Below are 21804 nucleotides of genomic sequence, written 5' to 3' on the forward strand. Positions count from 1 at the left end.
ATAAACGTGGAGGAGCCGTATGCGATGACCCGCACGTACGGAACTGTGAGAGGCGCATGAATTTTTCATGCGCCTACTCTATTTTCCCCCTTATCTTTTTTTCTCCTTCAATAAGGCCGCGAAGCTTGCCGCCTTTTCGGGTGGAGCAGTGAGGGATTTCTCATAACCTTTCTGGAAGCTTTTTTCGTACGCCCTCACAAACCTCTGCCCGAGTATCCGCTGGGCCGCCTGTACCGTATTCATTTCCGGATGGGCATGAAGGTAGGCGTAGAATTTCTCCCCAGAGGAAAAAGAGAGGTACACCTGCTGGAGAAGTCCTATTTTTATTAGGGGCCGAGCGATCTCCTTCTTGTTGTCCAAGCTCAGCTGGGAGCGCGGCATCTGCTGCCAAGCACGGGAGATCCTGAAATTATGCCTGTCTTCAAGCCCCGAACGGATTCCTTCATAATATCCTTCTTCCATCCCCATCTGGCCGGGGTCCGGCGGCGGTTGGCCATCTGTCTGAAAACCTCCGGAGAAAAGAAGGCCGGCAAATAGGAAAAAGGCCATAAGTTTCATTGTCACAGCTTTTTCCCCCTTTCGGTTTATTTCGTCTTCTTTAGTTTAACCAGTCATTTCTTTCATATGTAGTAAGAAAGGAGGAGAATCTGATGGATAAAAGGATCTATCTAGGTAGCTAATTTTCTTTGTGCTGAAGCGGCAGTTTAGTTCAAATAGACAATAATAAATATTTCTTTATTTATGAAAGGAATTTTGATGAGGTAACTACTACCTTTTCTTAAAATTGTGAAGTGTTTCACTTAAAGTAACGGGTGCAAGAGTTCAAGTTCAGTAGCTGCTTCGGCAACATTTTGCTTGTTCCACTAACGGGCAGTATTGTTGAACAAGACTTTAGAAATATATGGTAAAATATATGGTAAATGATAAAGTGGAGAGTGGAACTAATGAAGGTACTGTTGGAGTTAATACGAATAGTGTTTTTATTTGTATTTATCGGAGGAATTTTAAGTGCCTTTATAAATTATGTGTACTCGAAATTAGGAACAAACATAGACACCTACGGCTGGATGGGACTAATAGCGATTCTTATTTTATTATTTGTACTGTATAGGAATAAATATCAGTTTAGTGGATGGTACACAGGTAAAGGTAGAGAAAAACTCCCCACAAAAGTATCAAAAGGGCTTATTTCTATTTCAATATTATTAATGTTGTTACCTCCTATTCTTAGTTTCTTCTTAAGCTAACGGTGCTTACGTTCTACCCTGGCTACCGATATATAATAAAAACATCTAAAAAATGGTCAACCAGAAATATCTGGCTGACCTTATAATACGAACGAGGTGCTTTAGTGCAACAATAAACCTCGGTACAAGAGCAAATGTAAAAAGCATGTTTTTGAAAAATTTGTTCAAAACATGCTTTTAATTTATTAGCGGTGGGTTTAATCAAATTTATTTCTAACTTTTTTTCACTTTTAATAAAAACGTCAAAGGGACTTTTAACTGTGTAATAAATGAAAAAATGGAGCCGCACTATACATCCTCAATATTTAGAAAACGATCCGCCCACTTTTGATAAAATTTTTCTTCATGAGAAACGAGTAAGACACTACCTTTAAACTGAACGATTGCATTTTGTAAAGCTTCTTTTGTTTCTGCATCTAAATGATTGGTTGGTTCATCCAAGAAGAGGAAATTGCAAGGCGAAAGAAGGAGCAGGCATAATTTCACCTTTGATTGTTCACCACCACTTAGTGTCCCAATTGCTTGTGAAGTATGAGTATTCTTCACTCCACATTGAGCCAACCGACTTCGAATTTCCTTCATATTCAATTTTGGGTGAAAATCTGAGATAATTTGGATAGGTGTTTTTGTGCCATCTTCCCATGTTAAATCTTGCTCGAAATAACCAATCTTTACTGATTCCGAAAACCGAAAACTACCTGCTACAGCCGAAATACGTTGAACCAGTGTTTTTAGCAATGTGGATTTTCCGATTCCATTAAAGCCTGTTATCACAAGCTTTTCCCCACCTAAAACAGAGAAATTTAATTTGGGCAAAAGGGGTTTACCATAACCAACCTCAAGGTCATGTACCTTAAGAGCCATCTGTGCGGAAAGTGGAACATCCTGAAAGATAAAAGTCGGCTTAGTAGTAAAGGTTGGTGGAGCCATTCGTTCCATCCGCTCGAGCTGCTTCCGGCGTCCTTGAGCCATCTTGCTATTTACTCCAGCAATATTTCTTCGAATATATTCCTCCGTTTTTTCAATCTTTTTTTGTTGAGCATCATATTGACGAATATAATCCGCTCGCAAATGCTCTTTTTGACGAAGAAAATCTGAGTATTTCCCCGCATACTTTTTGATCGTTCCAAACTCGATATCACAGATGCAAGATGATATTTTTTCAAGAAAATCGATATCATGAGAAACAACTATATAAGCACCATCGAATCCGGTTAAATAGCTTGCTAACCAGTCCACATGTTCCTTATCGAGAAAATTTGTTGGCTCATCCAACAATAATACATGGGGCTTTTCAAGCAATAGCTTTCCAAGAATCACTTTCGCTCTCTGGCCGCCGCTCAACTCCTGAATGGGGCGATCAATGCCAATTACATTAATTCCTAAGCCATAAACCACTTTATCAATGTGGCTTTCAATTGAATAAAATTCACTCGCTTCAAGCTTCTCCTGATAGTTTGCTGCTTGGTCCATAAGATTATAATTACCTGTAATCGCCATTTCTTGATAGATATCATTCAGTGTTTTTTCTAGTTCAAATAAATGGGCAAATGCTGTTTTCAAATAATCAATAATTGTTTTGGTTCCATTGATTTCCACATATTGGTCAAGATGGCCAATCCGAATATCCCTTTGCCATTTAATCATTCCGTTATCCGGAATGATTTCTCCCATCAATATTTTTATTAGGGTACTTTTTCCGGCACCATTTTGTCCTACAATTCCCATATGTTCACCTTTGTATAAATCAAAACTTGCTTTATCATATAGAATTTTGTCTATAAAACTGTGGGTTAGATTTCTGACTTTAAGTAAACTCATCATAATTCCTCTTTTCCTAAAAATAAAAAAAGCAAAGAGACAGCGTCACAAAAGACGCTAGCTCTTTGCTTTGGTGGTTTTGCTGTATCGATAGATCCAACAAATACTATTTCAATGTGGTGAAAGCTTATTGAAATATCCAAAACAAAGGGCCAGAGACAAAGCATTGTCTCTGGCCCTTTAATCAATTATTCATCGGCAAATAGTCATACGTAAATAAGCATAGTAATACTACACTTTTTTTAGCAATCTATTTGCCGATGAATAGAGGAAGCATTAGGCTTCCTGATTAAGCTCCGCACAATGCTTCATCGTATACATTTGCACGGAGCTAATTTTTCTAATAAAAATTCTATGCTGGGTATTCATCATTGAAAGGACCTTCTTTCCCATTTATGCTATTATAGCATCACACAAGAATATATTCAGAAATGATGACCCCTGCATGATGTTTCAATCGCTTATAGAGTTAAACCACCATCTACAAGTGCAATAGAACCAGTCATATAGCTTGCTTTATCTGATGCTAAGAAAGACACCATTTCAGCAAGTTCATTCGGATCAGCATAACGACCCATTCTCATATTTGAAATCTCGTCTGGAACGTAACCGCCTTTTTCAAACTGCTCAGCAACACTAGCAGTTAAGGCTGTTTGAACACCGCCAGGGCAAAGCGCATTAATTCGGATTCCTTTTTTAGCATATTCTAATGCAGCACCTTTCGTTAAACCGATAACTGCATGTTTGCTGGCAGAATATACAGCTACACTATGCTCAGGACGAATTCCTGCAGTAGAAGCCGTATTAATAATCGATCCGCTTCCTTGCTCTTCCATGACTTTTAGGACATATTTCAATCCAAGGAATACTCCCTTTACATTGATGGACATGATTCGGTCAAATTCGGTTTCTTCAACTGTAGTAAAAGGTGCGAACTTTTGAATAACACCTGCATTATTGAAAAATATATCAATGCGGCCATATGTTTCGACTGCTTTATTAACATAGTTTTGCACATCTTCACTTTTCGATACATCGGCCTGAACGAAGATGCCTTCTCCACCTTGCTCTTTCACAAGCTTTAATGTTTCCTCCCCTGTTTCTTTATTAAAATCAACTAAGACAACGGTTGCTCCGTTGCTAGCAAGTTTCAAACTGCTTGCTCTTCCTATGCCACTTCCTGCACCAGTGATAACGGCAATTTTATTTGCTAATTCCATGTTCATTTCCCCTTTGTTTAAGATTTCTTACATCACCTATTTTATTGCTGATTAAGAATGAATTATTGTATTATTCTACGGATAATAGTATTTTCATATTGTAAAAAATAAACAATGTAACCGATTTAAAAAACGGATGGAGTAGATGAAATAGATGGAAATATCCATGGAGGATTTACAATATATATGCCAGCTTATTTCGGAAGTTCATGGAATACCTGTTTATTATGTCAATGGATTTGGTGAGTTCGAGTACGAATTTTCAAGAAGTGACCTACGGAGTAATCCCTATTATGTTCCATTTAAAGAGCAGATAAGTATATATACGTATGAAGAGGATCCGAGTGAGTTCCCTATCTTTTTTTCAAATTCAAATTTGAATTTTTTCTTTGTGAATCTTAAAAAATCGAACTATTTTTTAGGTACTATTATTGTAGGACCTGCCCTTGAGACCGAAATATCGGATGAAAATATTACAAAGATCATGGATGCCTTTAAAGGAAACATCAATAAAAGAAATCTTATTGAATATTATCAAGCCGTCCCCATTATGGACCATCATCAGCTACTATCGATTAGTTTAATGGTTTATTATTTGATTTATCGTAAAACGTTAGATAAAACGTATGTCCTAGAAAACAATAAAGCGATAGACCTCGGTGTCATACAATCAGAGAATTTAGAACTTGAGCTTTCAAAAGGGAGAAGGAATTTCATTTTTCATTCCAATCTTTCTTATGAACGGGTATTGCTTGATTATGTCAAAAACGGACGGATCGATAAATTAAAGGATATCTTCGATTACTCCATTGTGGGTGAGGCAGAATTAGGATTACTGTCGAGACGGAATCGCTTACGAAGTGAAAAAAATTTAATGATAACGGGCATTGCCCTTGTTTGCAGAGCTGCCATTGAAGGGGGCTTAAATGAGGAAACGGCCTTTACTTTAAGTGATTATTATATTCAACAAATTGAGGAATTAGGAAACTTAAAGGCCATATTGAGATTAACGGAAGAAGCCATAAGTGATTTTACCAATCGTGTTCACGGATTAAATGTAGAAAAATATTCTGCACCCATAACTACTTGTCGACATTATATTTACAACCATCTTTATGGAGACATTACACTGGAACAACTTGCAGAAATGTGTCGATTAAGTCCCAATTACTTATCATCTCTTTTTAAAAAAGAAGTGGGTATTCCTATAAGTGAATATATTCAACAACAACGAGTAGACGAAGCAAAAAAGCTGTTGGCTATAACAAGTTATTCGATTTCAGACATCAGCACCTGGTTAAATTTCAATGATCAAAGTTATTTTATAAAAGTATTTAAAAAATACACAGGTTTAACCCCTAGGCAGTTTAGAAATGATCATTCTTCACATCATCCATCGACATGATGGGATGAAAATGTATTGTATAAGTAAGGTATTGGGTACTTGCATATCCTCTTGATCCATTAAAGGGTCATATTCTTGAATAACAGGTTAGATTGTATAGAGAAGAGATTGTGAAGAAATGTACTTAAGCTAACTAAGCAGGATACTTGAAGAAGGATTATCAATTAAACAAAGCGTATATGTATAATATCTATTTAAAATAGAAAGGACTTTTTTATTTGGAAGTAAAAATCGGGGTATTATCAATTTATTTTCCTGATGCTAGTTCAAGTGATTTTTTTATTAATGAAGACCTAGCAGAATTTCTCGGATTTGAAACCAGCCAAGAAGCAGCGAAGTACGTTAAGAAAAAATTAAAAGACAAAATGGAGTGGTCTATTAAGAAGGTAAAAATTGATTATGAAACAAACGGGATTTTTATAGCTTCAAAAAAAGGTGAAGTGATAGTTGAAGCAGCGATTTTGATTAATGAATTGATTAATTTTGAAATAAGTAAAACAGATATAATCGAGGTAATCGAGGTAGTAAGGAATTTTAAAAGACCGAAAAAACAAAAATGGACTGTTGGTGATATATTTTATGTTCCATTAAGCAATGGTTCTTTTAGTTATGGACAAATAATCAAGGATAACGATGGTTTTTCAACTTGTTGTTTATTTAAGATGAATTCAAATGAAATCAAAGACATTAATTCAATAATTACTACAAATATAGTTGCAGTTTTGCCTATATCTCCTAATTCCTTAGATAATCACAACTGGAAAATAATCGGAAGCACAGAAGTTCGTATAAACGTGGAAGAAGTAGTTAAAGGGCAACCAAAGAAATATAAACGTCGTATAACACAGAGTACCTTTCCTGACGAATCATTAAGAAATCTATCAGAAGCTATTATTGGAATCAGACCCTGGAACGAAAATGTGGACGAAGAATATTACGATAAAATGTTATTACCAGATTTCACGAAACCAAAAAGCCTTTTATATCTAACAAGAGATGAGAAAATAAATCGATTTAAGGAAATGGGATACGATTTAAATGAACTTGAAAATGCTTTTAATAAAACACCAGACTTTTATTAATATCCATAATTTGTTCTTCAACTAACAGGTGCAAGAGATTAAGATAGGGCTGTCATCAAAGGTAGCTTTTCTTATTGAGCTAACGAAGCAGTTTAGCTAACGGGTGCTTGAGATTAACAAAGGGGTTGCTGCGGCAATCCTTTTTCTTGTTCAACTAACTGGCAGTTTACAAACAAGTAGGTAAATGAATATTCAATAAACAGTAATATTAACAGTAGGGTGCTGAGGCAACTCATCATTTGTAAAAGCAAGATTGTGAAGAAATATACTTAAACTTAAGGGTGCAAGAGTTAAAGATCATGGCTGTCAATTAGGCAGCTTTATCTTATTGTGCTAACAGATAAGTTTACTTCAATAAATACAAAAGTTTCCTATTGTGAAACTAAATCCTACTTACATTTCAAATCCTGTTTTCGATAAATATTTATAATAAAGACTTCAAATAATAAGTTCATCATAGAGGAGGAGCGTATCCAATGAAAAAAATTTTGTTCATAACCAGTCTTTTATCGATTCTTTTATTCTCCTTTCAAGTAAATGCGGATGCATTCATTAACAGTCGAGAAGAATATGAAAAAACAGGGCGTGTTATTTGGGAAGTAAACACAAAGGAAAAGTTAGTTGCCCTTACTTTCGATGATGGACCACATCCTGTTTTCACTCCTCAAATTCTTGATATATTGGCAAAACATGATGCTAAAGCTACCTTTTTTGTAACTGGCAATAAAGTAGTCAGATTTCCAGATCATTTAAAAAGAGAAGTGAAAGAAGGACATGAAATTGCCAATCATACTTTCCACCATATTTATGGGAATATAACCTCTGCAAGACTATCATCTGAATTAGAAGAGACAGATAAAATTATTAAGAAATTCACTGGTTTAAAACCGTCTCTCTACCGTCCCGTAGGAGGTTTTTATAATGATGTAATTATTAATACAGCTTTAAAAAATGGAAAAGAGGTCGTTTTATGGTCATGGGATCAAGATTCTCGTGATTGGGCAAATCCTCCAGCAAGTCAAATTTGCAGTTATATAAAAAAAGGAGTAAAGCCAGGTAATATCATTTTATTTCATGATTGGCGTGGTAGTGAATATACTCAAACCTGTTCTACTGTTGAAGCATTAGATAACATTTTGGATTTTTTAGACAAGAACGGATATAAATGTGTAACTGTATCGGAATTGCTCTACCGTTCTACGCAAATGATTTCCGAATATTTTGGAATTTATCCTTCAAAGAAAGGAAAAACTTCTCACATTGATTTAATGTTTTAAATGCATTTTTTCGCATGGTCTTTTGTTTAATATTACTTATTAAGTAACGGAGTGCGTTACTTTAAAATTCAGCTGCCATTAGGCGGCTTTCTTATTGAACTAAAGGTCAGTTTAGTTCAATAAGAAGTGCTACAATAGTAGTAAAAAATCGGGGGATTTTATATGGCTGATATAGAAGCAAAAATAACATTTCTTATCACTGAAGAAGGTGGAAGAACGACTCCTGTTTTTTCTGGTTATCGTCCAGCACATTTATTGAACAATGATTATTTAACTACTGGGATACATCAATACTATAATAGAGAAAAGGTCGAGTTAGGTGAGACAGTTTTAGGGACAATCACATTTATCACTCCAGAGGCGTACCCAGAATGTTTATGGGTTGGAAAAAGGATATCTATACAAGAAGCATCCCATATCGTTGGTTATGCGGAGATAACTAAAATATTTAATGAAACACTATTAAAGAAAATGTGAAAATCTTATCCATCTATCGGGTGCAAGAGTTAAAGATCAGCTGCCATTTTCGGCGGCTTTTCTTATTGAAGTAACGGGGCAGATTAGTTAAAGATTAGAGCTGTCATTTTTGGCAGCCTTTATTTTAGTTTAACGAGACAGTTGTTGATTAGGAAAGGAAAAAAATAGTTGCTTGGAGGATTTTGTAAAGCAAATGAATTATTTGGTGGAAAACCCTCTAAACGAGTATGGGTATAACTCTCCTTTACAGTTTTTTTTATTAATATAGTAATATTATACATTTAGCTCTTTGAGGAAAATATAGGAAAAAAGTGATGGATAAGTGATGCTGGGGAGGTCTGAATCTATAGGAAGCAGGGAGGTGAGTGGCTGGTTGAAAAGCGGCACTTTTATATGGATTATGAAGGACAATTCTACCTTAAAATGCGGGCGGAGTGTCCTTCATAACCCCGATGAAGGACACATCCGCCCCAGAAATCATAAAAAATGTCTTTCATTCAGTGCTTTTTGACGGTTCTATGAACGCCCTCTACCATCACTTTAATTCAGCAATGATCTCGAGCAATTGGGCAGCGTAGTTTTTGTCAAGATGCTTGCCAGATTGAGCCTGAATTTCGTTTACCAGGGCTGTCAAGCCGTTTTGGATTTGTTTTTCGTCTCCAGAAGCTTTTTCAAGCTGGTCAACCTTGGCGAGCAGACTGTTAAGAATGCCTTTGTTGGTGATCAGCCCTAGATTAAAGGCTATTTTTAGTTCCTCATCTAACCCGTCTATCGTCACTCGCGGGGCTTGGACCTTAGAATGCAATGAGAATTCAGCCGCACTTGCAAATCCGCCAACGCCATCTTCAATAATCAATCGGACAAATTTTGTTTTAACCCCGTTCAAATTTATGGTTCGAACGGACGGATCGCTGCTCCAAGTTCCAAAAGCTGCATCTTCATAGGTTTCCCCGTCAGTACTGACCTGTAGACGATATTTTAATATGCGTCCGTTGTCACCGTTTTGTCTAGGTGTATAGACAAATTTGCCAAGTTCAGTTTCTTCAGCAAGCTCCATGTTTACTTCATAAGGGAGCGGCGGGTTTTTGCTCCACTTGGAGTGCCAAAACGTGTTTACATTTCCATCAAACGCAAGCTTAATCGGCCCTTCAACATTCGTGTCCCCCTGGGTTGTTTCTTCACTTGTGGCGGTAATTTTCATTGTTGCAGGGTCAATTCTTGTTGGGTCTACAAATTTTCCTTTTTCTACATGAAAGGAAGAAATGATACCACGAACAGAATCAGTTGCACTGCCAATTCTTTCAAGCGGTAATACTAGCGTATTGTAAGGCATACTTGTTTCGGTTGTTAGTGGTATTTCTTCACCATTCACAAATAATCTTGTTTTCTCAGATTCTGTTACAAATGTGAGCGTTGTCCTTTTACCACTAACTAACTTGTAATCGAAGGAATAGGAGCGGTTTGCATAATCGTAACCTACGTAGCCATCTTTATTTACGGCATAAATGGTTGCATAGGTTTTATTCGTTCCAGCATGGCTCTCTTCTGCCAATATTTGTGGACCGTTCGTATCCTTCAATGTCAGGGTGACATTCATAACAGCATTAGGTCCTAGATTGGTTAAACCCGTCTGTGCATAGCTCTTTCCGGTATTTAATTGAAGGCCTAGTCCAGCTGCTAAACTTGCATTAACTTTTTCTACAATGTCATACCCATTTTTACTATTGTCCTTGTCCCCTTTAGTAAAATCATAATCGATAACAGTTGAATCAACTGTTTTCACATCAAATTTTGGATTCGTATTTGGAGCATACCCTGCCTTCTTCGCTGCCTCATTGAACTTTGCGTAAGTAACATTTGTCGTATCGCTTCCCCAATTCTTTTGTGCAATTGCCGGTATTGCCTCAAACACGCGGTCAAACATATCATATGGAGTAATTCCGTTTTCAAGTTTACCAACCTTGTCATTCCATAAAGCGAACATACCTCCCAAGAATTGCGGGTTCGATTCGTTGACAACTGTCCCATTGGAGAACTTATTTGGCTGATAGCTATTGTAAATGGTTTGCGGAATCAAGCGATCCCTATAGTAACCCGCTCTCGGCACCATATAAACTTGGCCGTCATCAATGTTAATAATATCAAATCCTTGATTGAGCATTTGTTGAGGATTAGCCCATCCTGTATTCCAAACCTGCAATTGAACATCTTTAGACGTAACTGGTGTAGCGCCGCTTTTATTCGAAAGGCTTCCCCACAGACGTACAGTATGTTGTTTTTCGTCACGAACGAATTTCAACATATTATCGACATATGCACGATATGCTTCCGCACCTCCATAATACTCATCACTTCCAATATGGATAGGAGCGTTTTTAAATACTGGATTTTCACCATCCAAGTACTCATTATAGATGGATTTAATAAACGGCAAGGTATCCGGATGTGATAAATCAAGCATTGCTGCCGCTTCTTCAGGCTGTTTACCGTTTACAATTTGACCTTTATAGTAAAGATCGGGCCTTACCTTAACCATAGACAAGGCGTGTCCCGGTGTATCAAACTCTGGGATAATATCCACTCCATAATCCTCGGCATCCGAAATGAATTGATTAAATTCCTGCTTTGTATAATAACCATCTTGAGAGGTTAAAGGAACCCCATTTTGCCCAACGATGTTGGACTCCAATCTGAAACCGGCATAAGCATTTTCAATGGCATCTTCAATCGTGTCAAATAAATGCATTTCTAATTCATTGTCATTTAAATGAATTTGGAAGTCATTCAATTTATAGTAGCTCATGTTCTTTACATAATCATAAAGATAATCAAAATCAGTAAATTTACGGCCAACATCCAACATGAACCCACGGAGTTTATACTTCGGATAATCGCGAATCAATCCATTTGGGATCGCATTCGAATCGCTTTGTTTCAAGAGTTGGAGCAGGGTCCTGGTTGCATAGAAAGCCCCCGTATACTCCTCCGCTGTCACGACAATATTGTTATTCTGAATTTCAATTCCATAGCCTTCTTCACCGTATACACCATCTGCATCCTTTTTGAAAATAATCGCATTGGTGTCTCTTGTTCCCATCGAAAGATTAAGTCCCTCTATGTCGATTAAATCCTGTTGGAGAATTTTAGCAGCCTTTTGGAAAGCAGAATCCTGTACTACTAATGCAGTTGAATCATCAACTGATTTTGTTCCCTCCAAACCATACCATTCTTGAAGGGCAGGGATGACGATCGGCTTTTCATTTTTCCCCTCATCGTTATACGCCCCTTCTACAGAAACAGTAAATTCCTTTGACTCGGTACTAGTATCTTTTTTTGTTAACTTCAGGGTTACTTTAACATTTTTATCTGTTAATGGAGTCATTACGTTTCCTTCCAAGTCAATAACAGGTAAAGCGTTGCTTCCCACAACCGCAATTTCCCCATTTGCCGCTTTTGGAATGTTGATTTTTCCCGTTTCTTCATTTACCGTTAGGGAGGTGATTTGTTCAAGTGAAGTGATTTCTGATGGTACTTCGTTATTCCAAGTGGAGTACACTTCCACTTCATTGATGCCAACATTCGGCCAGTTTATTGCGCCGCCATCATATTGGGTAATTTCTAGTTTTAAAAATCTGGCATTCACAGGGCTTGGAATGTTTAGTATTGGGCGTTGAATATCGGACTTTTGTGTCTGTCGATAGAAAGGAAAATATTGCGTTCCATCCTCTGAATAAGTCATGTTAAAGGCAATAATATTTGTTCGTTCCCAGTTAATTATGACTGACTGAACTTGCGTCAGGGCTTCGAGGTCAATTGTTAACGTTCTTGGAACATTATCAGCTCTATCGGTGGACCAACGTGTATTCAAGTCACCATCTACAGTATTACCAGCGACAAAGCCTGTTCCCGCTTCCGTATTTGAAGCAGTCGCGGTTTTCCCAACAGCCACATTACCGGTTTCAACCACAACTGGCTCTATGCTTTCTAAAATCTCAAACTCATATACGGAAACAGTTGCCCAATCCACATCTTTTTCTACATTAGGGGAATTCGATACAAATTCTGTGATGACTAATCTGACTATTTTAGCTGTTTCCGCATTAGACAGCTTAATGGTTTCTATCCATTGATTTTTATTATCCGTAGAATGATACACATTTTTAAAGTTTACACCATCATTGGACACCTGGATGGAGTATGTATTTACATTTTTTCTTTCCCAATGAATTTTAAATCCTTGAATTGTTTTTGCTTCGGGATACTCAACTTGAAGCCATTTAGGATTTTCCTTTGAGGCCAATCCTACTGTGGTAGCCCATCTGGAATCCTTATTCGTAAACCGATTATAATGTCCGTCAAAAGCTTTTTCCGGACCAAATGCTGCGGTTTCAGATCCTGATGCAGTGTAGATTGGTTCCGTGGCCGCTTTAGCTTCCAGCGAAAGTCCTGTCAAAAACGATGGTAGAATTAATAGAATAGTAAGCAGCACACTAATCGATCTTCTAAATAAACTTCGTGACAAACTTTTCAAAACGATATCCTCCTCTTAAATGATTTCTTAGAAAGGAGAGAATCACCCAATTCAAATTCTCTCTTCCCTTTTTCAAATAATGATAAGACAATTATCTATTACGGTAGTAAAACAGTTGAATCTCTTTCTCCTCCTTTTCATAAAAATAAAAAGGCATGGGGAAATAAAAGGATGTGCATTCCTTTTACTTACCACCATGCCTGTTCGCAACAGTAACATGCGATACATATGAACTAATCAGAACTAGTATACTATTAATCAAATTAAAATTAATGGGCTGAAAGTACTGTTTTTACAGAATATTCCGTCAGATTATTTGCCGTTATTTTTATTTGGGTTATTTTCAACTTTGTCGGGCATCTGGAATATACAGTTAGATAAAAATTCTGACTATTTTAGTTATAAAAACACTTTTGGGCGTACATACAAAATATATTATAATGAGATTTCGTACTTCAAAACATGGAAACATTTATTATTATTTAAGTATAAGAGAAAGTTCTTTTTCGTTAGTCCTGACGCAATAAATTATGATTTTTCCTTCAAATGCTTATTAAAAAAATGTTAAAAAGAAGTTTAAGCCTTTCAAGTCAAGAACAAGATTGTGAAAAAGTGCACTTAAGCTAACGGGGGCTTTAATTGAATAAGGACAAAAAAAGTAATAAAAAAACCGCCGCAATATGTAGTGGGTTCCGTCAAATCAATATTAGGAACAAGCAGAGAAACATTATAAAATGCTGTCATTTTGGCAGTATTTTTTTGTTCAAAAAACACAACTTTTATTTAGCCTGTTCGTCTAAGTATTGAACTTTATGGGAAAGGAGGTAGAAATATTACTGATGAATAGAAAGGATGAAATTGCAGATTGGTATGACCAACACAGTAAGTCTGTTTTAAGTTTTATTTTATTGATAGTAAAGGATTATCAACTAGCAGAAGATTTAACACATGATACCTTTGTTAAAGCCTATTTGAATTATGAGTCGTTTAAACATCATTCCAGTGAAAAAACATGGTTATTTAGTATCGCTCACAATCTAACAGTTGATTATTTAAGGAAGCGTAAACCTTCCATACTTTTTAAAGAATGGTTTCTTATGCAAAAAGATGATAAACCATTGCCTGAAGAAGTATTTCAATTAAAAGAAGAATCATATGAACTTTATAAAGCGTTAGGCAAAATCAAAGATACATATAAAAAGGTCATCGTATTAAGAAAAATAAAAGGTTTTTCAATAGAGGATACGGCAAAGATATTGGGTTGGTCCGAGAGCAAAGTTAAATCTACGCTATTTCGAGCGATCCCTGCTCTGAAAAAGCAATTAAATAAGGAGGGGTATTTGAATGAATCAGCAATTTGAAGATACTGAATTTGACCATTCCTTGAAGTATTTAGATTCCCATTTTATGTGGAAGAAAAAACGAAAACAAGATTTAAAAAGTAGAATACTAACACATATTGAAGATTTAGAATCTAATGAAAGTATTAAGAACCCCATTGCAGTAACAAAAAACAAACGGGTAAAAAGGTTTGTGGTTCCCTTGGTAGCCTCTGCATTTGTAGTGCTTTCAGCTGGAGTAGGTGCAGCTCGTATACCTAGCTTTTATAATTTAATAGCTAATGTTAGCCCAGAAATTGCATTAATGCTTCAGCCTATTGAAATCATTAGTGAAAATGACGGGATTAAGATGGAAGTAGTTGCTACAATGAATGATAGCGAAATGGCAGTTATTTATGTGACTCTGCAAGATTTAAGAGGTACCAGGATCGATGAAACTCTTGACCTTTACGATTATTCAATAAGTGGTGCTCAGATGTTTAATAGTCAAATTGTAGATTATGATGAAACAACAAATACTGCTACTTTACGAATTCAAGGAAACGGTGGAAAGAACCTTAACAATCGAAAAGTGAATTTTAGTATTAGATCATTCCTTAGTGATAAACAAACGTTTAAATTTGCAGTTAATGCAAATATATCAGAATTAACAAGCAACTCACCACAAACCGTTCCGCTAGATATGAGCCATATTTCAGGTGGAGGAGGAAATTTGTATCAAACAATCGAAAAACAAGGGATAGTACAGGTTTTAAAGCCTAATGAAACTGAAATTACTCTTCCAGAAATAAAGTTTATGCATATTTCTAGCATAGGTTTCATTAATAATCGTCTTCATATTCAAGCAAAATGGAATAAAGATAATATTGATGATCATGGTTATTTTTATTTTGTTGATGATTTGGGTAATGAAATTCATGATTCTGCAAGTATCAATTTTGGAACAGATGAAAAGGGTAGCACTATCTACGGTAACGAATATACAGAATATATTTTCGATACAAATAGTGTTGATTTTGAAGAACAAGAATTATTTGGACATTTTGTATCAAACGGAAGATATACAACAGGGAACTGGAACACTACCTTTAAAATGCAGTCTGTTCAAGATGAAATAAATAGAGACTTGAATAAAAAATTTGGAACATGGAGTTCGAAAAGCGTTTCTATTTCGCCATTAGGAGTAACTTTATACGGTAAAGGTAAATTCAACGATTCAACCAATATTGAAGTAAGTGCTAAAATGACCGATGGGAGCGTTCAAACATTTGATTCAATGAATAATTTCAGCGAGGATGAAGAGATAACAGTTAAATTTTTATCATCTACACCATTAGAACTTTCTAAGGTAAAATCTATAATTGTTAATGGTACGGAAATAAACCTTTAGCAATTTGTTCAAACAAAAGGGAATGGAACTATAATCTGCACTTAAACAAACTTGTTGTCATTCTTAAAAAAATGATCCTGTTTTGACCAAGTAAACAGAATCGTGAAAATCATTACTCCACCTACCATATTGTGAAATTAACGGGTGCGTTAGTTCAATATGAGTTATTTGATAACCATTTCTATATGTAGAAGTTAATCTCATATACTAGTTTGAGTCACAAAAGTTTATTTTTCAAGGTAGATTAACAGAGTGGTTCAGCTTAATAAGGATGCCAAATTATAGAAAATGTTGAAATTTGCTCATTTATCACTTATCATTTGGTTATATAAAAGCATAAATCGATTGTATAACCTCATTGATATGGTATGAGGGTCTCTACCAGGAACCGTAAAATCCTGATTACGAAAAAAAATGTATTTTTTACATTTTTCTACGTAATCAGGATTTTTTTTTTTTTGAAAAATCAACTTATTTTAATGCTCAAAAACGTTTAGGAGGAAATTAAAATGAAAACAATTTATGTTAACGCTACTTTTTTTACTATGGATAAGGAGAATCGAATCTTTAAAAACGGTATGATGGTTGTACAAGATGAACTTATTTCCTATATAGGCAAACGTTCTGAAGAGCTACTGACGGATGTAGACCAAGTAGTGGATCTTGCAGGTAAATGGGTTATGCCTGGTCTCGTGAATACCCATTCTCATATTTTAATGACTCTTTTACGTGGTATTGGAGACGATATGCTGCTAAAGCCTTGGCTTGAAACTAAAATATGGCCAATTGAAAAGCAATTTACAACGGAGATTGCCTCAGTGAGTGCACAACTTGGCATTTTGGAGATGTTAAAGTCGGGAACAACTACATTCTCAGATATGTTTAATCCAACAGGTATTGAACCGAGCGCTGTAATGGAAACAATTAGTGAAACAGGAATTCGTGGAGCCTTTTCTTATTCGATTTTTAGCTTCGGCACAGAAAAAGAGCAGAAAATGAATCTTATGAGTGCAGAGCAGTTTTCTAAAAACTATAAAATGTTTGCAAATGGGCGTCTAACAACTATGGTTGCACCTCATAGCCCTTATGCTTGTACTCCGGAAACACTTTTAGAAACCGCTCGAATTGCAAAGGAAAATGAGTTAATGATACACATCCATGTATCAGAAACTGATTTCGAAATCTTAGACATCGAAACTCGTTATGGAAATCGACCTGTCGAGCATCTACGCAATTTAGGTATCTTTGATCAACTAACAGTAATGGCTCATGGTGTAATACTTAACGATGAAGAGAGAGCAATTTTAAAGCAACATGATGTACGAGTTGCTCACAATCCAATTAGTAATTTGAAGCTAGGTTCAGGTATTGCGGATGTTGTTAGTCTATTACAAGCTGGGGTTAAAGTAGGTATTGCAACAGATAGCACAGCTTCTAATAACAATCTTGATATGTTTGAAGAAGTTAGAACTGCTGCATTACTACAAAAAGGGATTTATAAAGATGCTACTAAATTCTCTGCACAAACTGCGTTAACTTTGGCTACTCGGGGTGGAGCTGAAGTCATTGGTATGGAACATACGGGCTCTCTTGAAGCAAATAAGAAGGCAGATTTTATAACAATTTATCCTTATGATAAGGAGCATCTACAACCAATTAGTACAGCATATTCACATTTACTTTATGCGGCACGCGGAAGCGATGTATGCGATGTCTATATTGATGGGAATGCAATTGTAAAGAACGGCAGATGTTTAACGATCGATGAAGAAAAAGTGATCGCAGAAGCAAATCGCCTCCAGAATACACTAACTAGTAACTAAATATTTACTAATACTTTTTTATCATTTTTCTGTAAGTGACGGTGGACCTTCGTAACCATATATAACACATAAATTCTTAGAGGTTCTTCGACTTGAAGAACCTTTCCATTTTTTATTCAACTTCATCTTCCTCTATATTATCGAATAGATAGGTCAATTAATAAAATATAATTAACATCGCAGTCCACAGTTAACTTTAAGTTAAAATAATAATTGATCTGCTACCGCAAATGTTTTTTATCGGGTAGTTTAGCATTCCTGTAGATCGTTAAATATCAGGTTTGAAAAAAATAGAGCCCCTCAGGAAGATCTCTGCGATAGCTCTCTAGTTGATTAAACAATACATCATGTCTTTGTTTCATATTCGTATACCTCCCTTTTTTATAGGTATGTATTCGATGAAAATGGTAATTCCTCTGTAAACTATGAAAATTAAACGTATCAGATCGATCCTATGTTTAATTAAATAGTCCTTATATTTCTGCTAATCGCCAGCTATTTACGTAATTAGTAAAGATGATTGAGGTCATTCATCTTCTAAATACGTGTTTGGGTGGTATTACCTATCATTTCTGGCTTGTTCAAGGTTAATCAACAATATTCTACATTTTACCACTTTCTTTATAGGAAAAATGTAATTGTGAACGTAGAATATTCATGCATTTTGTAAAACTACTAAAGTTTACTAATCTATTAATATCAATGATAATCTACTGGAAACGTTTGGATTTTGAAAAATAGGAGGGTTTAAATGAGCAAGAAAAAAGCGTTGTCAGTATTATTAACTGCAGGACTAGTCTTAAGTGTCAATGGAGTATACGCACAAGGACCTGAAGGAGCACCAAACTCGAACGCAGCATCCGCTTTTGACAACAAAATCATAAAGAAAATTAGCGCCGACAACATGTATAACACAATTGATTTATTATCAAAGGAGCCACGAGCGGCAGGCACTGACGGGGAGCTTAAGGGAGCACAGTACATAAAAGGCCAGTTTGAGAAGTATGGGTATGAGACAGAGTTGCAGCCTTTTAAATTCTATGATGTTGTTCGAAACAATGTAAGTGGATTATTAGAAATTGGTGGACAAAGTCTTAACCCATACGTTTTTTCTGGGTCATATAGTGGGGAAGTAACGGCGGAGATCATGCATGTTGGTAAAGCAATTGCCGGTACTGTACCAGATTCAATTAAAGGGAAGATTGCCTTGATCGAACGAGGCGATATCCCCTTCGTTGAAAAAATCCAAAATGTGTTGAATAAAGGTGCGGTTGGTGTCATTATGTATAACAATAGTGGTACATCCAACGCATTTGGCCAAGCAAGTTATGGTCAAAATATTCCTGCAGTTGCCATCACTAGAGCCCAAGGATTGGCATTAGCGGAGCAATTAAAAGTTGGTCCGTTCACGGCTAAAATAAAAGTATCCGGGTCAGGTTTTCTTGAAAAAACCTCCTATAACGTCATTGCCAAAATGAAACCACATAAAAACAAGGATACCGGCCAGATTGTCATGGTTGGTGCACATCACGATTCAGTTCCTGGGGGACCTGGTGCAAATGATGATGCTTCTGGAGTATCTGCTGTTTTAGAGCTTGCCAGAGTTATGGCCAATATGCCAATTGATTCGGAACTTCGATTCGTTACTTTTGGCTCCGAGGAAAAAGGTCTGTTAGGATCTTATCATTATGCAAGTACGTTAAGTTCGGAGGAAGCGGATCGAATCGTAGCACATTTCCAAATGGATATGATAGGAAGTAAGGACGCCGGCGGCGATAACAAAGCAAACGGATTAATCATGTACACAATCGACGGCAAGAAAAATTTAGTTACTGATCTTGCTTCCGCTTCAGGTGCAAGAACAGCATTGGGCGAAGTCGTTCCGTATGGGCAGTTAGGTCGAAGTGACCATCAGCCATTCCATGAACTAGGAATTCCGGCAGCTCTATTTATTCACTCGCCGCTAGAGCCATGGTATCATACTCCAGCAGATACCATTGATAAAATCGATAAAAAGAAACTACAAGAAACAGCTGAAATTGTCGGTGCAGCCGTTTATCAAATCGCGCGGCCAGACACACCAGCCTTAGAACATTCTCGAGTTGCACCTAAACCAGTCGATTATGATTTCGAAAATCGCCCACCAGGAGCTTAATAAATTTTACCAAGAAAAATAGCGGTAGAAATTAATAATGGGTTCCGTTACCTATCACAAAAATTAAAATGTAGAGAAAAATGACTATTAAAATGTATTTATTTTGATAGTCATTTTTTATTGGTAGGACTGTGACATTCTAGGTATTCTACACACAGAATAATTACAAAAAATTTTTCTAACGATTACCGTTATAATTACGTTAATCACTTACAATAAGTATAAGAACATCAACTAGGAATCGACCCCTATTTTAAGCGTATAGTAGTTACTTACTCAACATCAAGGAGGAAATCGATTATTATGAGCGACATAGTGAAATTACGAGGACTTACCACAGTCAGTTTTTGGGCAGCTGATCTAGCAGGGGCAAAAAAGTGGTACGCCGAGCTATTGGGCATTGATCCATACTTCGAACGGCCAGGATATGCTGAGTTTCGCATCGGTGACTACCAGCACGAGCTGGGATTGATTGATAGCCGCTACGCGCCAGATGGTTCAGTGACTAGCCCAGTTGGTGCTGTCGTGTACTGGCACGTCGACGATGTGACATCTACTTTTGAGAAGCTGCTATCCATGGGAGCAAAAAAGTACGAAGTACCTACAGAGCGAGGTGAGGGGTTCGTTACTGCTTCAGTGATCGATCCCTTTGGGAACATCCTAGGCATTATGTATAATCAGCACTATTTAGATGTTCTTAGCTCGACCGGAAATGCCTGAACCATGCCATCGGCATCTGGGTATTCACAAGCTTCAAATGCATCATTGCTTTTACTAGAATGTACATAAACTAAAGGGTGCAAGAGTTGAAAATGGGGTGCTGCGGCATCCTTTTTTTCTTGTTCCACTAACGGTGAAGTTTAGTTGAAGAAGGAATTTTTCTTCAAAGAGAGAACTTACTATAAGAATGAGTAATAATCTTACTAAGATAATAATTGCGGCGGTGGTTAAATGATCAAGATGAAAAAGTTAGTTGATGAGAAAGTTTTCTATTGGGAGGTTTGGCAAGATGGTAAATCATTGATAATTCACTATGGTATTGTCGGAGATACTGGTGAAACTGAGGAAAAAAAGTTGTCATTATTTCAACGTGCAGAAAAATTAATGGATGAGCTAGCTGAAGTAAAAGCTAATGATGGTTATGAATATATAGATGAAGATGAATTATTCGAACTAGTTGTTCAATACAGTTATAAAGAAGACGAAATGGATGCAATACTTGAAAAAAGACATAATGTAGAAGACTTATTGAATGAATGTTTAGGCTGGACAGGAAATGGTTCGTGTGATGGCGGAGATATTGGTGGTGGTACAGCTAACATCTTTAATTTTGTTGTAGATGTTGAGAAAGCTACGAAAACAATAGTAGAAGAACTTCAAAATAACAACCTCCTCGTAGAAGTAAAAATAGCTTATTTAAATCCAGAAGAAGAGGAATATATAGCTTTGTACCCAGAGGGATCAAAATTTGACTTAATGTAAAATTGCAGTAAGTTTATTGTGCTAAGTAGGCAATTCTTCAAGAAGGAGAATTGCTCTTTTTTGTTGGCGTGCCCAGGCAAGCCATTAATTGCTAACTGGTGGAAGTCCAGTCTAGGTAAGAACCAAGTCGCCTAGTAGCTGACAGGCAACTGGTGGAGTAATCCTAAGGTTGAAGCCCTGTGCCAGCAACTTTACAGGTTGTAACATAAAGTGAATCCTGCCGCCTCGTCAAGAGCAACCTGGAAACAGGACAAGGAGAAGTCGAGCCTTGCGACAAAGGGCGAAGACCATGGAAGGTGTGTAGAACTTGGAACAACACTCAAGAATCTCTCGGGGTATGGGGAACGACATGTAAAGAAAGTAATTATCGGAACTGGGGAGACCCTACTTTACCCTTATGGTTAAGGAAAGAGAAAGCCTATAAGCAATTGCGAAATGGCGGACTGTAAAGAGGGAGTCGGAGGAGGTCATAGTGCGTGCGTGGCAGCACGTTCATCAGGTGGGTTAAAGTCCCACTGAATCTCAGACTAGGGGATTCATATCCGAACTTGGGA

At 36.6% G+C, this 21804-nt stretch carries 15 protein-coding genes and 1 riboswitch; of the genes, 11 read left to right on the plus strand and 4 right to left on the minus strand.

Features of this window, described 5'->3' with window-relative positions; translation table 11 throughout:
* Window positions 1-90 precede the first annotated feature (90 nt).
* Window positions 91-564 (minus strand): hypothetical protein, encoded by a 474-nt coding sequence (locus TR08_RS06840; RefSeq protein WP_045516863.1) that lies wholly within the window; start codon window positions 562-564, stop codon window positions 91-93.
* A 380-nt stretch (window positions 565-944) separates the two neighbouring features.
* Between TR08_RS06840 and TR08_RS06845 the strand changes: the two genes are divergently transcribed.
* Window positions 945-1247, plus strand: a complete 303-nt coding sequence (locus tag TR08_RS06845) for a hypothetical protein (RefSeq protein ID WP_045516865.1) — start codon at window positions 945-947, stop codon at window positions 1245-1247.
* A 288-nt stretch (window positions 1248-1535) separates the two neighbouring features.
* On the opposite strand, the gene TR08_RS06850 is transcribed toward TR08_RS06845, so the two are convergent.
* Window positions 1536-3068 carry an ABC-F family ATP-binding cassette domain-containing protein gene (locus TR08_RS06850; RefSeq protein ID WP_045516867.1) on the minus strand — a complete coding sequence of 511 codons (1533 nt, stop codon included), beginning with the start codon at window positions 3066-3068 and terminating at the stop codon, window positions 1536-1538.
* A gap of 461 nt (window positions 3069-3529) precedes the next feature.
* Entirely contained in the window at window positions 3530-4288 is a 759-nt protein-coding gene (locus tag TR08_RS06855; protein WP_045516869.1) for an SDR family NAD(P)-dependent oxidoreductase, read from the minus strand.
* A gap of 154 nt (window positions 4289-4442) precedes the next feature.
* Between TR08_RS06855 and TR08_RS06860 the strand changes: the two genes are divergently transcribed.
* From TR08_RS06860 to TR08_RS06875, 4 genes are all read left to right on the plus strand, one after another.
* Window positions 4443-5693: a helix-turn-helix domain-containing protein gene (locus tag TR08_RS06860; protein ID WP_045516871.1), complete on the plus strand. Its 1251-nt coding sequence runs from the start codon at window positions 4443-4445 to the stop codon at window positions 5691-5693.
* A 218-nt stretch (window positions 5694-5911) separates the two neighbouring features.
* Window positions 5912-6775, plus strand: a complete 864-nt coding sequence (locus TR08_RS06865) for an Imm26 family immunity protein (protein WP_045516872.1) — start codon at window positions 5912-5914, stop codon at window positions 6773-6775.
* Between the two features lie 476 nt (window positions 6776-7251).
* Complete coding sequence (locus tag TR08_RS06870) at window positions 7252-8052, plus strand: polysaccharide deacetylase family protein (protein WP_045516873.1); 801 nt, start codon at window positions 7252-7254, stop codon at window positions 8050-8052.
* Window positions 8053-8214: 162 nt separating this feature from the next.
* Entirely contained in the window at window positions 8215-8529 is a 315-nt protein-coding gene (locus TR08_RS06875; protein WP_045516874.1) for a hypothetical protein, read from the plus strand.
* A 535-nt stretch (window positions 8530-9064) separates the two neighbouring features.
* Here the strand turns inward: TR08_RS06875 and TR08_RS06880 are convergent.
* Window positions 9065-13060 (minus strand): discoidin domain-containing protein, encoded by a 3996-nt coding sequence (locus TR08_RS06880; RefSeq protein WP_052427366.1) that lies wholly within the window; start codon window positions 13058-13060, stop codon window positions 9065-9067.
* Window positions 13061-13899: 839 nt separating this feature from the next.
* Between TR08_RS06880 and TR08_RS06885 the strand changes: the two genes are divergently transcribed.
* From TR08_RS06885 to TR08_RS06910, 6 genes are all read left to right on the plus strand, one after another.
* Window positions 13900-14421 (plus strand): RNA polymerase sigma factor, encoded by a 522-nt coding sequence (locus tag TR08_RS06885; RefSeq protein ID WP_045516876.1) that lies wholly within the window; start codon window positions 13900-13902, stop codon window positions 14419-14421.
* On the plus strand, window positions 14405-15790 hold the full coding sequence (locus TR08_RS06890; protein WP_052427367.1) for a hypothetical protein: 1386 nt from the start codon (window positions 14405-14407) through the stop codon (window positions 15788-15790). The genes TR08_RS06885 and TR08_RS06890 overlap by 17 nt, the downstream gene beginning before the upstream one ends.
* A 325-nt stretch (window positions 15791-16115) precedes the next feature.
* Window positions 16116-16215: riboswitch (purine riboswitch) on the plus strand.
* Window positions 16216-16299: 84 nt separating this feature from the next.
* Window positions 16300-17613: an amidohydrolase family protein gene (locus TR08_RS06895; RefSeq protein WP_045516877.1), complete on the plus strand. Its 1314-nt coding sequence runs from the start codon at window positions 16300-16302 to the stop codon at window positions 17611-17613.
* 751 nt (window positions 17614-18364) lie between these two features.
* On the plus strand, window positions 18365-19768 hold the full coding sequence (locus TR08_RS06900) for a M28 family peptidase (RefSeq protein ID WP_045516878.1): 1404 nt from the start codon (window positions 18365-18367) through the stop codon (window positions 19766-19768).
* A 303-nt stretch (window positions 19769-20071) separates the two neighbouring features.
* A complete protein-coding gene (locus TR08_RS06905) occupies window positions 20072-20488 on the plus strand; it encodes a VOC family protein (RefSeq protein WP_045516879.1) in 417 nt (138 codons plus the stop codon).
* Between the two features lie 231 nt (window positions 20489-20719).
* Window positions 20720-21250: a hypothetical protein gene (locus tag TR08_RS06910; protein WP_045516880.1), complete on the plus strand. Its 531-nt coding sequence runs from the start codon at window positions 20720-20722 to the stop codon at window positions 21248-21250.
* Window positions 21251-21804: the final 554 nt, after the last annotated feature.

Origin of the sequence: Neobacillus niacini, from assembly GCF_000759675.1 — a bacterium.
Lineage (GTDB): Bacteria > Bacillota > Bacilli > Bacillales > Cytobacillaceae > Neobacillus > Neobacillus niacini_A.